The sequence below is a fragment of the Clostridium sp. MSJ-8 genome (genome assembly GCF_018918325.1).
Lineage (GTDB): Bacteria > Bacillota > Clostridia > Clostridiales > Clostridiaceae > Clostridium.
Window position 1 is genome coordinate 64,109 of the sequence record NZ_JAHLQH010000023.1, and the last position, 17,164, is coordinate 81,272.

13 protein-coding genes are annotated in these 17,164 nt (G+C 27.5%); 12 read left to right on the forward strand and 1 reads right to left on the reverse strand.

Annotated elements, in window-relative coordinates; genetic code table 11:
• Positions 1–3 precede the first annotated feature (3 nt).
• From KQI77_RS04545 to KQI77_RS04590, 10 genes are all read left to right on the forward strand, one after another.
• A complete protein-coding gene (locus KQI77_RS04545; protein ID WP_216388841.1) occupies positions 4–627 on the forward strand; it encodes a response regulator transcription factor in 624 nt (207 codons plus the stop codon).
• A gap of 102 nt (positions 628–729) precedes the next feature.
• Positions 730–1,659 carry an ABC transporter ATP-binding protein gene (locus KQI77_RS04550; RefSeq protein ID WP_216388843.1) on the forward strand — a complete coding sequence of 310 codons (930 nt, stop codon included), beginning with the start codon at positions 730–732 and terminating at the stop codon, positions 1,657–1,659.
• A gap of 10 nt (positions 1,660–1,669) precedes the next feature.
• Positions 1,670–2,806, forward strand: coding sequence for an ABC transporter permease (locus tag KQI77_RS04555; protein ID WP_216388844.1), 1,137 nt, complete (start codon positions 1,670–1,672; stop codon positions 2,804–2,806).
• Positions 2,799–3,926: an ABC transporter permease gene (locus tag KQI77_RS04560; protein WP_216388846.1), complete on the forward strand. Its 1,128-nt coding sequence runs from the start codon at positions 2,799–2,801 to the stop codon at positions 3,924–3,926. The genes KQI77_RS04555 and KQI77_RS04560 overlap by 8 nt, the downstream gene beginning before the upstream one ends.
• Positions 3,927–4,065: 139 nt before the next feature.
• Complete coding sequence (locus KQI77_RS04565) at positions 4,066–5,955, forward strand: methyl-accepting chemotaxis protein (protein ID WP_216388848.1); 1,890 nt, start codon at positions 4,066–4,068, stop codon at positions 5,953–5,955.
• A 159-nt stretch (positions 5,956–6,114) separates the two neighbouring features.
• Positions 6,115–6,744 carry an HAD family hydrolase gene (locus tag KQI77_RS04570; protein ID WP_216388850.1) on the forward strand — a complete coding sequence of 210 codons (630 nt, stop codon included), beginning with the start codon at positions 6,115–6,117 and terminating at the stop codon, positions 6,742–6,744.
• A gap of 88 nt (positions 6,745–6,832) precedes the next feature.
• On the forward strand, positions 6,833–8,206 hold the full coding sequence (lexA, locus tag KQI77_RS04575; protein WP_216388852.1) for a transcriptional repressor LexA: 1,374 nt from the start codon (positions 6,833–6,835) through the stop codon (positions 8,204–8,206).
• Positions 8,207–8,254: 48 nt separating this feature from the next.
• Positions 8,255–8,944, forward strand: a complete 690-nt coding sequence (locus KQI77_RS04580; RefSeq protein ID WP_216388854.1) for a DUF4253 domain-containing protein — start codon at positions 8,255–8,257, stop codon at positions 8,942–8,944.
• A gap of 255 nt (positions 8,945–9,199) precedes the next feature.
• The gene (locus KQI77_RS04585; RefSeq protein WP_216388856.1) at positions 9,200–9,916 is read left to right on the forward strand and encodes an HAD family hydrolase; all 717 of its coding nucleotides are present in this window, start codon (positions 9,200–9,202) and stop codon (positions 9,914–9,916) included.
• A gap of 123 nt (positions 9,917–10,039) precedes the next feature.
• The gene (locus KQI77_RS04590) at positions 10,040–12,148 is read left to right on the forward strand and encodes a methyl-accepting chemotaxis protein (protein ID WP_216388858.1); all 2,109 of its coding nucleotides are present in this window, start codon (positions 10,040–10,042) and stop codon (positions 12,146–12,148) included.
• Positions 12,149–12,327: 179 nt separating this feature from the next.
• Here the strand turns inward: KQI77_RS04590 and KQI77_RS04595 are convergent, their stop codons facing one another.
• Positions 12,328–12,564, reverse strand: coding sequence for a hypothetical protein (locus KQI77_RS04595; protein ID WP_216388860.1), 237 nt, complete (start codon positions 12,562–12,564; stop codon positions 12,328–12,330).
• Positions 12,565–12,662: 98 nt separating this feature from the next.
• Between KQI77_RS04595 and KQI77_RS04600 the strand changes: the two genes are divergently transcribed.
• Together KQI77_RS04600 and KQI77_RS04605 are read left to right on the forward strand one after the other, a co-directional pair.
• A complete protein-coding gene (locus tag KQI77_RS04600; RefSeq protein WP_253289345.1) occupies positions 12,663–13,325 on the forward strand; it encodes a Crp/Fnr family transcriptional regulator in 663 nt (220 codons plus the stop codon).
• Between the two features lie 266 nt (positions 13,326–13,591).
• On the forward strand, positions 13,592–17,032 hold the full coding sequence (locus KQI77_RS04605; protein ID WP_216388862.1) for a pyruvate carboxylase: 3,441 nt from the start codon (positions 13,592–13,594) through the stop codon (positions 17,030–17,032).
• Positions 17,033–17,164: the final 132 nt, after the last annotated feature.

Sequence of the window (17,164 nt, forward strand, 5' to 3'; positions counted from 1 at the left end):
TATATGGCTATAAGAGTTCTTATATGTGATGATGACAAATTAATAAGAGAAAGTTTGAAGATATTACTTCCAATGAAAAAAAGTAATATTGAAATAGTAGAAGAAGGTGAAAATGGAAGAGAAGCAGTAGAGAAATGCTTACAAGGAGGAATAGATATTGCATTATTAGACATTAGAATGCCAGAATTAAACGGTGTAGAAGCAATAAAGGAAATAACTAATAAAACTAATACTAAATGTTTAATTCTTACTACATTTGATGAAGATGAATATGTTAATGAAGCAATTAATTATGGAGCAAGAGGGTATATTTTAAAGAGTAGTAGTCCAGAACAAATAGCTAATGCAGTTGAATCAGTATATAACAATAATATTGTTATGAATGATGAAGTATTAGCTAAGATAAATAAACAAGCAACTAGTAAGGATATAACTAAATTCGATTTTACAGAACGTGAAAAAGAAGTAATTGTAGCTATAAGTGAAGGACTTAATAATAAAGAGATTAGTAATAAATTATTTATATCAGAAGGTACTGTTAGAAATTATATAACATCTATACTAGATAAGACCAATTTAGAACATAGAACAGCAATTGCAGTAAATTATCTTAAGGGCAATTTATAAAAAATGTGACATATGTCATATGAAAAAGGTGATATTCTGAACTGATGGAATATCACCTTTTTTAATATAATAATTGTATAGAAAATGGTAGGGAGTGGTAATGTGAATATTGTAAAGATTAATAAAATATATAAAGAATATGATGACAATGTTGCAGTAGATGGAATAGATTTAGCTGTCAAGAAAGGTGAGATATTAGGAATATTAGGGCCTAATGGGGCTGGAAAGAGTACATTAATAAGTATGATATGTGGACTTATTAATAAAGATTCTGGAGAAGTAATATATGAAGAGAATACTAAAGAAATAAGTAAGTGGAAAGAAAATATAGGAATAGTTCCTCAAGATTTTGCATTGTATTGGGATCTTACTGCAGAAGAGAACATTAGATTCTTTTGCTCGTTATATGGATATAAAGGTGAAGATCTAAGGAGGAGAACAGATAAAGTATTAGAGTTTGTAGGTTTAACAGATGTTAAAGATAAAAGGGCTAGTAGTTATTCAGGAGGAATGAAGAGAAGATTAAATATTGCATGTGCAATAGCACATTCTCCAAAACTTATTATTATGGATGAACCTACAGTTGGAATTGATCCTCAATCAAGAAATCATGTGTTAGAATCTGTTAAGAAGCTTAGAGATGATGGTGCAACTATAATATATACATCTCACTATATGCAAGAAGTTGATGATATTTGTGACAGAATAGCTATTATAGATAAAGGCAAAATAATTGCAGAAGGAACTAGTAGTGAATTAAAATCATTAATTACAAACAATAAGACTTATTATGTATCTCTTAATAAAAAGGTTGATGGATTAGAAGATAAACTTATGGAGATATCTGGTATACAAAATGTAACATTTGAGGATAATAGATATAGAATTGAAACATTAAAGTCTACAAGTTTCATATCTAAGATAGTTAATTTAATATCTGACATGGGGATAGATGTAATTAATATTAGCAATGAAGAAATAACGTTAGAACACGTATTTTTAGCATTGACAGGAAAAAAATTAAGAGATTAGGAGTGATTATATGTTTTGGGAATTATTAAAAAAAGAAATAAAACAGTTTTCACGTTCTAAGGGAGATTTGATAATGCTATTTGCGTTTCCGATAGTTCTTATTACTATTTTAAGTGTTGGTCTTAAAGATATTATGGATGGAACAGCAAATGTTTTTGAAGATGATATTGTTTATTATAAAATATCTGAACAAAGTGAATATTCAGATGGACTTATAATGTTTAAGGATTCAGTTGAATCAAAATATGATATAGAGTTTAAAGAAATAGAATCACAAGATAAAGCAAAGAAGGCAGTAGATAAAGGAAAAGCATTGTTATATATATCAGTGGATAGTAATGGATATAAAATGTATAGAGCAAATGATGAAAATTTTAGTAGTAAAATGTTAAGAAGTATATTTCAAGTGGTAATGAATGAGTATGACACTTATACTACAATTGCTGAATATAATCCTCAGCAAATGTCAAATCTTATAGAAAAACAATATGATAGTTATATTGAAGAGCAAAATGGTAAATGTAAAAAAGGAGTTACATCAGCTGAATATTATACATTTGCAGAATTGGCACTTATTATATTATATATATCTGCAACAGTAGGAGAACATGTAGCGAGAGAAGAAGAACTTACAACTATTAATAGGATAAGAATGTCAAAAGTTAGTGAGAGACAAATTGTATTATCTAAAGTTTCATTAGGTATAATAATAGGTATTATTCAAGTGTTGTTAGTATATGTATATTCATCCACTATTCTTAAGGTAGATTGGGGAGAGAGTACTTTAAAGCTTTTAGTGTTATTTTTAGATTTGGTTATTTTTTCATCGGTTTTAGGTGCTATTTTAGGTTTGGTAATAAAGAAGGCAGCTGTACTAAATGGACTTTTACAAGTACTTATTGCATTTTTTTGTGCTTTGGGGGGATGTTATGTTCCGATTCATGTATTAATAATAAGCCCAGTTCTTGCTCAAATTGTAAAGATAAGTCCTATGTATTGGATTAATGTGGCAACTTCAACTATGGTATGTGGGTATGAATCTGATGCTTATAAAATTGCACTTATAATACTAGCAGTTATGTCAATAATTATGATATTAATTTATTTAATAGGATTTAACAAAAAGGAAGGTGAAAAGGATGCTTAACATAATAAAGAATGTAATTAGAATATTAAGTAAGAGAAAAAGTTTTTTATTTGTAACATTTGTTCTTCCAATACTAGTTGTTTTATTATTTACATCTACTTTTACTCAAAGCTCTACAGCAACAATTGCTGTTATTAATAATGATAAAGGGGGTTTTGGAGAATTTATAGTAAATAGATTAAATGATGTAGATGGAGTAGAAACTATAGAGGTAACAGATGAAGATAATATAGAAGAAGGATTATTATTTGCAAAATATCAAATGGCAATTACAATAGATAAAGATTATACAGAAGATATGCTTAATGGTAAACTTAATAAAATTAGAACAAAGACTATTAGAAAGGAAGAAATTCAAGCACTTGTATCTAGAATAATAGAAAATAATTCTTCTAGTTTATTAAAAGTATGTAGCAATATAGATGCTAAAGCTATAGGAGAAGATAAAATTTTAGATAGTTTAATAAATAATGAACCTAAATTAACCGTTAACAAATTATCAAAAGAAAAAAAGAGCATAAATGATGCGTTAGGTATGATGTTATATATAATTACCTTGACAGCAACAATGAGTGTTTCATATTTGTTAGAAGATGAAAATTTAGGAACTAAAGATAGAATATTAATGTCTAATGTATCAGTTAAAACTTATTATTCATCAATGAGTATTATATTTTTTGTATTAAGTTCTGTACCAGCTATAGAATATTATATTTTATGTAAGGTGAAGAAATTAGAATTTGGATTTAAACATACTTATATTATGCTTTTATTACTATTACTAGGAGTTTTAATTATAGTTATGTTAAATATATTTTTAACAACATTTATTAAGAAAAGACAAGTTGTATCACTAATAAGTTCTACATGTTTATTACCTATATATATGCTTAGTGGAGCATTTTGGCCATATGAATATATGAGTAAAACACTTCAAAAAATAGGATCTTTTTTACCACCTAGGTGGATATTAGGTTCAATAGAAAAGTTGCAACAAGGAAAATATATAAAAGAGATATTACCTGAAATATCAGGATTAATATTAGTAAGCATTATTTTGTTTTTGGCAACTATTATCTTTACTAAAAATAAAATTGTTTTGGTAAAAAATAAAAAATAAATTCATCCAAAATTACTAAATTATAATATTTTAATATTCTATTAAAAAAATTTAACATTTTAGTTCAATATAATATTAATTTAATAAATGATGTTATAATAATCATATAGGAATTTTGCTTATATGGGAGGGGATTAAGATGTTAAAGAAAAAAGTAAAAGAAAACGATGACATGAAGAAAAAAAACAAAATAACAAAGGAGAAAAAAATCCCAAAGACAAAAAATAAAAAAGATAGTAATACAATAAAGAAGGGACTATATAAGAAAAATAAAAAAGAATCAAGTAAAAATGTAAAAGGGATTAAATTTAAGTTGATATTATGGTTAGTATCAATGATTACAGTTATAATATTAGTTATATGTGTAGTTGGATATTCTGGAGCTAGAAAATCGTTAAAAGATATAATTAATAAGCAAACACAAGATAAGATGTTATCAGATATGGCTTCATTTGAAGTATTTAATACATGTTATTATGGAGCAATTTTATTAAACGACAAAGGCGAATTTACAAATGATAGAGGTTATTCTATAGAAGGAAAAGTCGATGTAATGAATAAAATTAAAGATGAATTAGGTGACATTGCTTGTATATATAAACTAAAAGATGGACAGTTTGTAACTGCTATGACTAATATGGTTAATGAAAATGGTGGTAATACTAAAGGAGAAGTAATTGAAAATTCTAAGATAGTTGATGCTCTTAATAATGGAAAGGATTATAGCGAAATTATGAAATTTGTAGATGAAGATTATATGGCTATATATAGACCAATATATAATTCATCAAATAGCATGATAGGAGCGTTATTTTTAGGTGTACCTCAAGCAGAAATTACAAAAACATCAGATGCTGCACTTTCAGCTTTAGCAAGTAAATTTATAATAATAGCAATTGCTTTCATTGTGGTAGCTGTAGGTTTTAGTTATTTTATTGGAGAAAAGATATCTAGAAGAATTAAAGGAATTACTAAGTATACTAACACAATGAGTAGTCTAGATATATCACAAGATATAGATAAGAATATACTAAAAGGTGAAGATGAAATATCAGATGCAGCTAAGTCATTACAAAATGCTGTTACAAGTATAAGAGAGTTTATGGGAAGTTCTAGTAGTTTATGTGGTACTGTTACTACTCGTTCTAAAGAAATTAATGATGGTATGGAAGAGGTGTCAACAACATCTAAAGAAATAGCAGAAGTAATTAATGAAATATCAGATGGAGCTGTAAAACAAGCAGAAGAAACAGATGGCGGTGTAAGAAGTGTAGAGGTACTAGGAAGAAGTATTGAAGAAATTCAAAAATTAATTATAAATCTTAATGAAGATATGGTTACAGTTAATAAGCTAAAGAAGGAAGGTCTTAGTACAGCTAATGAGTTATCAGATAAAAGTAAGTTGACAAATGATGCTGCTGTAGAAATTCATAAGATTATATTAGATACAAATAATAAAGCATTGGAAATTGAAAAAGCTAGTAAAATGATTAAAGATATTGCAGAGGAAACTGATATATTAGCATTAAATGCTGCAATAGAAGCTGCTAGGGCTGGTGATAGTGGAAAAGGTTTTTCAGTGGTAGCATCTCAAGTAAGAGTATTAGCAGAGCAATCTAATACATTTACTAAAGAAATTGAAGCAAGCATAAAAGAATTAACTAAACGAACTGAAGCAGCTGTAAAGACAATTAATTCAATGGTTGAGGTAATTGACAATCAGAATAAAGGTGTTAAGATAACAACTAATAAATTTGAAGGAATTGCAGATAGTGTGGAAAATTCAGTAAAGACATTAAATACATTAAATGAAACTTCTGAAACTATGGAAAAAGAAAAAGAACATGTCATAGATGTTATAACTAATTTATCTGCAATTGCAGAAGAAAATGCATCTTCAACAGAACAAGTTGCTGCATCTATAGAAATGCAAACTAATAAAATTGAAGAATTTAAAGACGCATTAAATAGCATGGCATCAGTAGTGGAAGATATGGAAACAAATTTATCAAAATTCAAATATGAATAAGCTTTTAGATGAAGATAATGTGTAAACTCGGCTAACCTTTTGGTTAAGCCGAGTTTTGTTTATGTTAGAAAAGGTTAAAAGTTTTTTAATTCTATTGAGAATATTAATAAATATAGTATAATGATTGCAAGATTATTAAATAAAAAGGAGAATCATAAGATGAAGATAGATAGTATTATATTTGATTTAGATGGAACACTTTGGGATTCTAGTGAAAATGTTGTGAATTCCTTTAACGAAGTATTAGAAAAATGTGATGATATAAAGAAGCTTATTACTGTAGAAGATATGAAGTCAGTTATGGGAATGTTATTAGATGATATAGCAAAGAAGTTTTGGCCATATTTAACAGATGAGAGAAGAGATGAAGTACAAAAAGCATGTACTAGTAATGAAGTGAAATATTTAGAAAAGCATGGTGGCATATTATTTGAAGGATTAGAAGAAACTTTAAAAATTCTTAGTGAAAAGTACAAGTTATTTATAGTTAGCAATTGCCAAGTAGGATATATAGAAGCTTTTTATAAAAGCCATGGATTAGAAAAGTACTTTACTGATTATGAAAATCCAGGCAGAACAGGTCTTTCAAAAGGAGAGAATATTAAGCTTGTTATAGAGAGAAATAATTTAAAAAAGCCTGTATATGTTGGAGATACTAATGGAGATTATCTTGCAACTAAGGTAGCAGGAATTCCATTTATTCATGCAAAATATGGATTTGGAAAAATTGAAGATCAAGTTATAGAAATAAATGATATTAGAGAACTTCAACATGTGGAGAAATTGTAATTATGTTTTTATATAAAACAAGAATTATCTTTTAACTAGCTATGTGATATAATGTTAGTAGATTTTAATTAGCTAGTTGGTGAAGATAATGGAATTTAGAAATATACAAAAGAAATTTATTAATATAAAGCCTATAGAAAATATTATACTAAAGTGCAAATCATTAGAAAATGTAGATACTTTATTGCATAGAATATTGTATTTGAATAGCAATTATTTATATGAGGATGAAGATAGAATTTTATACATCCAAAAAGATAATAAGAATATTACTAATATAATAAATAGATATGATGAAATTAATGAAAGATATAAATATTCTTATTATTCATTACTAAGCAGTGGAAAACATCCAACAATATGTTCTTATAATGATTTTCTAGAAAAGGCAGTAGGAAATAAAAAAAGAATAAGTAATGTAAAAAAAATAAGAATAATAAATGATATTTTAGAAAATACTAAAATATGTAGTAAGAAAATAAAAGAAGTAGAAGCTTTTACTATAGTACATGAGATAAAGTATATGAAGAATAATAATATAACATCATTAGAAGAGTATAATAATTTATTAGGTACACCACTTAAGTTGCGTAGAAATTCATCTTCTAGATTAGAAATGTTTAATATATATTCTGCATATAATAAAATATTATTAGATAATGATTTATTTGATGATGAAGATATAACATTATTAGCATTTAATAATTTAACAGATAGATATACTCATATAATAATCAATAATGCTCAAGATTTTTCAACAATAGAATTAGGATTATTAATGAAACTGTCTATGAAGAAAACATATTCTACTATAGTTTATGTTATAGACCTAGATAGAAGTGAGAATATTTATTCTTCTTTAGTTAAGAAGGGAAGAGTATATCTAAAGAAAGTCATTAAAGGCGATAAAAAAGTCTTCAATCTAAATAAAAAGATTAAGAAGGCAAAAGAAGTTATATATGAAGAGGAGAACTATAAGTTCCTAGATTTTAAGTATAACAGAGAAATTGGATTTTCTGTTGGAGACGATGGGAGAGTATTAGACGAAGATAAGGATAAGTATTCAGATAACCAAGTTGTAAATGTTCCTGTGTTTAGTAACATAGCAGCTGGAGAGCCTATCCTTATTAATCCTGAAGTAGAAGATACATTTGGAATTCCAAAGCATTGGATTAGAGGAATGTCTAATAAGTTCATATTGAAAGTAAAAGGTGATTCAATGATTAATGCACACATTAATGATGGAGATTTTGTTTTAATAGAACAAAATAACATGCCAGATAATGGAGACATAGTGGCTGTAAATATTGATGGAAGTGCAACTCTTAAAAGGATAAAAATAGAACCAAACAAAATATTGTTATTGCCAGAAAATGAAAAATACAAACCTATAATAATCTCAAGAGAAGATGAATTTTTTGTTCTAGGAAAAGCTATAGGTGTTATATCTAAGAATCAATAAACTATTATATTATGTGATTTTCTGTATTTCTGGAAGGAGAATTACAAAATGAAATTAATAGATTATTTTTCTTTTGATTGTATTGAGATAGAAAAAGATAAAAAGACAATAATAAAAAGATATCAACAAGAGTTAACTACAGGAATATCCAAAGGATATATTCCTGTAGTTATAATTGAAGATGATAAGGGGATAATGGAACAAAACATCAAAATAGTCATAGAAGATTTTGGTTCACTAGATAATTATAGACATTATATAATATCTAAATATAATAATGTTAATATTAATGATTTTTTTGAAGATAGAAAGAAATATTATGAAGATGAAGATAAGCTTGAACAATTAGTTGCAGATAATATATACAAGAAAACTAATGATATAGTTATAGAAGACTATGCAAAGAATATTTATATTGCATTAGTTCCAACTTTAAAACCAGAGGAGATTTTTGCTTATATTCCATTTGGAGGCTTTAATGAATGTTCAGAAGGAATTATTCATGCAGCAATTACTCATTATTGGTATTCTAAGTATAAAGCAATTCCAATATGTATAAGTTATGATTCGCTTCAATTTATGTTAAGAGATTCTGTGTTAGATTCGGAAGAATTAGAACAAATAGCAATAGAACAATATTTATATTGTGGCGATCTTATATGGCAAGGACTTGAGACTCTGTCCAACTTAAAATCTTATATATGTGGTTCGAATTTTTGGTATTTTTGGTGGGAATGAATAGTAGCTTGATATGATGTGAGTATCATATCAAGCTATTTTTTAACATATAGGCAAAGTATATAGAAGTCCAAAGCTGTGAACAAGTACCTTAAACATAGAAATAAAATTTATTATGTATTGTTATTTATAAATTCTATAGAGTAAAAAATAAGTAACTTGAAATTACCACAACATTTGAATAATTAAAATATAAAGACAAAATATGATGCCTTATGATACAATAGTTATATTATTGTAAATAGGAGGAATATTATGTATAAGAATTATATATTTGATTTATATGGTACTTTAATAGATATAAAAACAAATGAGAATAAACCATATTTGTGGCAAAAGGTAGCTGATTTTTACAGATTTCATGGAGCTGATTATACTCCTCAAGAATTAAAAAAAGAATATGAAAAATTATGTATGGAAGAAGGAGAGAAAATCCAAGATGTTGAATGGGCTGAAATACAAATTGAAAAGGTATTCTTAAAGCTATTTGAGGAAAAAGGTGTACAAGCAGACATATCTTTAGCAACACATATAGGAGAAATGTTTAGAATATTGTCTACAAAATATTTAAGATTATATGATGGCGTTATTGATTTCCTAAAAGAATTAAAGCAAAAGGGAAAGAAAATATATTTATTATCTAATGCTCAATATATTTTTACAATACCAGAGATGAAATCACTTAAAATATATGATTATTTTGATGGAATAGTTATATCATCCACAGAAGAGTGTAAGAAACCAGACCCTAAATTCTTTGATATAGTTATAAATAGATATAATCTAAAAAAAGAAGAATCTATAATGATTGGTAATGATAGTATTACAGATATAAAAGGAGCTAATTATGCAGGATTAAAATCATTATATATTCATGCAAATATTTCACCAGAAATAAAAGGTGAACTTTTAAGTGATTATTCTATAATGGATGGTGATTTTAGAAAAGTGTCAAAGCTCATATTGAAGTAGTAGAATTATGCCTTTTAAATAAACAAAATATTAACAAATAGTTAAATGCATTTCAAATCATTCATTAATTTATTTTATAATACGAAAATATAATAGAACTGTAAATAAATGGGGGGATTGAGAATGCGAGTAAAAGTGAAAAAAGGTTTAACATCTAGAATGACAATTACTATTTCTATAGTAGCTTGGGTGGCGATAGCAATATGTATTACTCTATCTACAGCGTTAAGTAAATCAGCTCTTCAAGTAGAGGCTAAGAAAAACATAAAGCTAGATGTAAAGGAAACAACAAGTGAAATTAATTCTACTATAGAAAAAATAGAACAATCAGTAAATATATTATCTAATTTATCTGAAAGGGAATTAACAGACTTAGGTAGTTTTAAAACAGATAATAATTATGTAAACACATATACTGAAAGGTTAGAAGCTACTTTCTTAGAAGTTGCTAATAATACAGAAGGAGCAATGACATTTTACTTGAGGTTTAATCCTAAATATACTGAACCGACATCAGGACTATTTTATAGTAAATCATCAGAGAAAGGTCAATTTGAAAAGCTAACTCCAACTGATTTTAGTCAATATGATTCAAGTGATTTAGAACACGTAGGATGGTATTATACACCTATTAATAATGGCGGACCCACATGGATGGACCCTTATTTGAATTCAAATATAAATGTATATATGATATCTTATGTTATTCCTATTATGAAAGATGGTGAAGCAATAGGAGTAGTAGGAATGGATATTGACTTTAACGTAATAAAAGATGTAGTAAAAGATAAGGCGATATATGAAAGTGGATTTGGCATTTTAGTTAATGGAGAAAATAATATACTATATCATCCTAAGTTTGACAATAATGAAAACTTAAGTGATATATATAATGGAGAGCTAAGTAACATAGCAAATGATGTTAATGATAAAGATAAACAATTTAAGATATTAACCTGCAAATATAATAACAAAAATCATTATATATGTTATTCATCATTAGAAAATGGAATGAAGTATTTAATAACAGTAGAAGAAAGTGAAGTTAATAGTGTAGCTATGTCAATTATGTATAAGATAATGAATGTAGGGGTTTTTCTTATGTTATTATTTATAGCAGTTTCAATCATTACATCTGTACGAATAACTAGACCTATAATATACTTATCAAAGGTTATGAAGAAAGCAGAAGATTTAGATTTAACAAGTGATGAAAAATTAAATGAAATAACTAAGACTAAAAATGAAATAGGTGATTTAGCTAAATCTTATAATAATTTAAGAATAGCACTTTCAAAGATAGTTAAGGACATAAATGTTGAATCTAATAATATGAATATAGCAACAAATGAATTAAGAAAATTTGCAAATACTATAAGTACTCAATCAACAGCAATAGGAAAAGCAGTAGAAACAATTTCAGTAGATGTTCAAGATACAAGTGCATCTTCTGAAGAAATATCTGCATCAGTTGAAGAAATTCAAGCTAATATTGAATTATTGTCTAAAAAGGCAGAAGAAAGTAAAAGCAATGCTTTTTCTTCTCAAAAACGTGCTATTAATGCAAAACAAAGTAGTGATAAAGCTATAAAGAATTCAACTGAAGTTTATGAAAGAGAGAAAGAAAATTCTAAAAGGGCTATTGAAGAAGGAAAAGTTGTAAGTGAAATAGATAAGATGGCAGATGCTATAAGTCAGATTGCTGAAAATATTAACTTATTATCATTAAATGCTGCAATAGAAGCTGCAAGAGCTGGAGATGCAGGAAAAGGATTTGCAGTAGTTGCAGAAGAAATAGGAAGACTTGCAGAAGAATCACAAGAAACAGTTACTAATATAAAAGATACTATAGAAAAAGTTGATAAGGCGTTTAACAATTTATCATCAAATAATGAAAGACAACTTGAATTCATTAATAATGATATAAATGAGCAGTTAGGTGTATTATCTGCAACAGGAAGCCAATATTATAACGATTCTGAGAAAGTAAATAATATTGCAAATGACTTAGCAGATATGGCAAGTCAATTAAAAGAAAATATAGAACAAGTTAGTATAGCAATACAAAATACTACAGTTAGTGCACAGAATTCATCTGAAAATGCAGATAGCATAAATGAAGAAATTAAGCAAACAATTGATTCAATAAATGATATAGTAACTATAGCAGATAATCAAAAATCTGTAGCAAATGATTTAAATAATATGATTAATAAATTTAAAGTTGATTAACATATATTTTCAATAACTAATATCAAAAATATATGCACTAAGTAAATAATATAATATCATTAATTATTTCTAAATATAAAAAAATTAAGTTAGCTAAATGTTGAAAACTTACTAAATTTTAAACAGTACAACATTTTAAAAGCTAACTTAATTTTTTATAATATTATAAAGATTTATTATTAATAGTCTATTCCAGCAACTCTTATATTATCTTCACGTTGACCACATGGAGGTAAAGCATAAGTCATTTTGCAATAAGGACATTTATCTACACAAGTTTTCATTTCAAATTCATGACCACATTCACATAAAATTGTAAATGGAGTATCTAATTTTATATTTTCTTTTCCTTTACTTCTTATATGATCAACAGTTTTCTTTCCATCGTGTTTTAGTGTTTCACAAGTACAAGCCATAAAAAGACCTCCTTATAATTTTAAAATTTTATTATAAGTATATTATAAAGCACTATGATATAATAGTCTGTAACAAATGGTACAAAAGGAGAAAAAATATGATGGAAACAATAATAAATAATAGGTTATTTAACAATATTGAACCTTCAAGTTTAAAAAAAATATTAAATGATATTCAATATGTAACTTATAGCTATACAAAAGATGAAATAATAAAAAATGAAAGAGAAGAATGTAAATGGTTAGGACTTATAGTAGAAGGAAGTATAGAACTTCAAAGAATATACTCAAGCGGTAGGTATATAGTTTTAAAAAAATTAGATAAAGGTGATATATTTGGAGAAGCGCTTATTTTTAGTGATAATAATTGCTATCCTGCAACAGTGGTAGCTGCATCAGATTGTAGAATTATATTCATAAATAAAAGAGAAATAATTAGATTATGTAAAGAAAATGAAACTATACTACAAAATTTTATTTCATTATTAAGTAATAAAGTTTTTATGCTTAATAATAAGATAAAAAATCAAAATTTAAAATCCATAAGAGATAAAGTGGTTAATTATATATTAGAAAATAGACAAGATTATTGTGTATATTTAAATGCAAGCAAGGAAACAATAGCTAATGAATTAGGAGTGCCAAGGCCTTCTTTTTCTAGAGAATTAATAAACTTAAAAGAAGAAGGTTATATAGATTATGATAGACATGTTATAAAGATATTAGACATAGGAGCTTTAGAAGAGATAAGTGAAAGATAGATATGAAGTTAAAAAGAATGACATTTGAGTGAGTTTTATTCATTTGAATTCTATTTTTGAATGAAATATAGTCAGAATAATTCATTTTATAGATAAAAAAACTATATTATAATAGAAAAATGAAAGTTTTTTAAAAAAAAGTTGTAAAAAATGCAATTTGGGTATGCTAATTTTAGTAAAACTGTGGTATAATTTATTCGTTGTACAAAAAGGAAAAGATGTTAAGGTACAATTACGTAAGATATCGCAGAAGGAGTTGCATTAAATTGGGGAGAAAGTTTAAAAGAGTTTTAGTTGCTAATAGAGGAGAAATAGCAATAAGAATATTTAGAGCTTGTCATGAATTAGGCATAAGAACAGTGGCAATTTATACAGAAGAAGATAAGTGTGCATTATTCAGAACTAAAGCTAACGAATCTTATCTAATTGGTAAAAATAAGGGACCGGTTGAGGCTTATTTAAATATGGATGAAATAATAAGTCTAGCTAAGAAAAAACACGTAGATGCAATCCATCCAGGTTATGGCTTCTTATCAGAAAATCCTGAATTTGCAAGAAGATGTGAAGAAGCAGGAATAGAATTCATAGGACCAAAACCAGAAATGATGGAAAAATTAGGGGACAAGATAAAATCCAAGATAGTAGCAAAGAGCGTAGGAGTTCCAGTAATTCCTGGAATAGAAAGACCTATTCAATCTGAAGAAGAAGCTCGTGAATTTGCTGCAGAATGTGGTTATCCTGTTATGTTAAAAGCTGCTGCTGGTGGCGGTGGTAGAGGTATGAGAATTGTTAGAAGCGAAGATCAAATTATCGAACAATTCAGAAGTGCTAAAAACGAAGCTAAAAAAGCTTTTGGTATAGATGATATATTTATTGAAAAATATATAGAAGGACCTAAACATATAGAAATACAAGTTTTAGGTGATAAATATGGTAATATGGTGCATTTATATGAAAGAGATTGCTCTATTCAAAGAAGACACCAAAAGGTTATAGAAATTGCACCATCATTAAAGCTATCAGAAGAAAAAAGAAAAGAAATATGTGAAGATGCATTAAAGATAGCAAGATCAGTAGGATATAGAAGTGCAGGTACACTAGAATTCTTAGTTGATATGCACGGCAATCACTATTTTATAGAGATGAATCCTAGAGTTCAAGTTGAACATACAATAACAGAATTAATAACTGGAATAGATATAGTTCAAAGTCAAATTCTTATAGCTGAAGGATTTGCTTTAGATTCTCCTGAAATAGGTATTAAATCACAAGATGATATATCTGCAAGAGGATATGCAATACAATGTAGAGTTACAACTGAAGATCCATCTAATAACTTTGCACCTGATACAGGAAAGATTGATGTATATAGAACATCAGCAGGTTTTGGTGTTAGACTAGATGGAGGTAATGGATTTAGTGGAGCTATAATAAGTCCATATTATGATAGTTTATTAGTTAAAACTACTGCATTTGCAAGAACATTTGAAGATACTGTAAGAAAAGCTATAAGAGCTATTAAGGAATTAACAATTACAGGAGTTAAAACAAATGTTGATTTCTTAATTAATGTATTAAATAATGAAACATTTAAGAAGGGTGAATGTGATACAAACTTTATATCAGATAATCCACAATTATTTGACATTAAACCAAGAACAGATACAGAATTAAGAGTATTAAAATTCGTAGGAGAAAAAATTGTCAATGAAACTCAAGGTATAAAGTTAGATTATGATGTTCCAGAAGTTCCTGAAAGAATGCATGTAAGTAACTTAAGAGGAACTAAGCAATTATTAGATGCTGAAGGACCAGAAGCTGTTAAGAAGTGGGTTATGGATCAAAAGAAATTGTTATTAACAGATACAACTATGAGAGATGCCCAACAATCACTTATGGCTACAAGAGTAAGAACTAAAGATATGTTAAATATAGCTAATGCTACAGCTGCATATGGAAATGATTTATTCTCTATGGAGATGTGGGGAGGAGCTACATTTGATACAGCATATAGATTCTTAAAAGAAAATCCATGGGAAAGACTAGAAAAATTAAGAGCTAAGATTCCAAATGTTATGTTCCAAATGTTAATAAGAGGAGCAAATGCTGTTGGATATAGAAATTATCCAGATAATACAATAAGAAAATTCATTCAAGAATCAGCAAAAGCAGGAATTGATGTATTTAGAATATTTGATTCATTAAATTGGTTAAAAGGTGTAGAAGTAGCTCTAGATGAAGTTCTTAAGAATAACAAATTAGCAGAAGTAGCATTATGTTATACTGGAGATATCTCTGATGAAACTAGAGATAAATATACTTTACAATATTATGTAGATAAAGCTAAGGAAATAGAAAAAATGGGAGCTCATATCTTAGCAATTAAAGATATGTCAGCTTTATTAAAACCATATGCAGCTAAGAAGTTAGTTACTGCATTAAAGAATGAAGTATCTATTCCTATCCATTTACACACTCATGATACAACAGGTAATGGTGTTGCAACAGTATTAATGGCAGCAGATGCAGGAGTAGATATAGTTGATACAACTTACAACTCAATGTCAGGATTAACATCACAACCAGCATTAAACTCTATAGTTGCTGCTCTTGAAAATACTGATAGAGCAACAGGAATAAATCTAAGTGATGTACAAAAGATTTCAGATTATTGGGGTGCTGTAAGACCTGTATATAGTGAATTCGAATCAGGATTAAAATCAGGTAGTGCAGAAATCTACAAATATGAAATACCAGGAGGACAATATTCAAACTTAAAACCTCAAGTTGAAAGTTTTGGATTAGGACATAGATTTAATGATGTTAAGAAGATGTATCATGATGTAAATAAAATGGTTGGAGATATAATTAAGGTTACTCCATCTTCAAAAATGGTTGGAGATATGGCTATATTCATGGTTCAAAATGATTTAACACCAGAAAATATATGCGACAAGGCTAAGAACATGGCATTCCCAGATTCAGTTGTTTCATACTTTAAGGGAATGATGGGTCAACCAGAAGGTGGTTTCCCAGAAGAACTACAAAAAATTGTTCTAAAAGGAGAAGCTCCTATAACTGTTAGACCAGGAGAATTATTACCAGATGAAGATTTCGATGCTATAAGAGAAAACTTAAAGAATAAATTTAATATTGAACCAACAGAACAAGATGTTATATCAAGTGCAATATATCCAGATGTATTTGAAGATTACTTGAAGTTCAAGCAAGAATATGGCGATGTTAGCCGTATGGGAAGTGATGTATTCTTCCATGGACTTGCTGAAGGAGAAACTTCTGAAATTGAAGTTGGAGAAGGTAAAGTATTAATAGTTAGATTAATAGAAATTGGTAAAGTTGATCGTGAAGGTTATAGAAATCTTGTATTTGAAGTAAACGGAAATAGAAGAGAAATCAAGATAAAAGATAAGAGTGAAAGAATATCTGCTGAAAGTGGTATGGAAGGGCTTACTGTAATGGCTGATCCTGAGAATCATCTAGAAGTAGGAGCAGGTATACCAGGAACAATTATCAAGGTATTAGTAAGTGAAGGAGATACTGTAGAAGAAGGACAAAGCTTGGCAGTAATAGAAGCTATGAAGATGGAAACTAACATAACTGCAGGTGCTTCTGGTGTTATAGAATCAGTATTTGTAAAAGAAGGTCAACAAGTTAAATCTGGAGAGCTTATTATAAGAATTAAATAATTTATAACTAAAAAGGGGCTGTGAAATAACCCCTAAATAAAAAAAGAGGATTTTTACTCATATAAATGAGCAAAAGTCCTCTTTTTGTGATAAAATTTTCTTGCTATGAAAAATATAATCACAACTTATTCT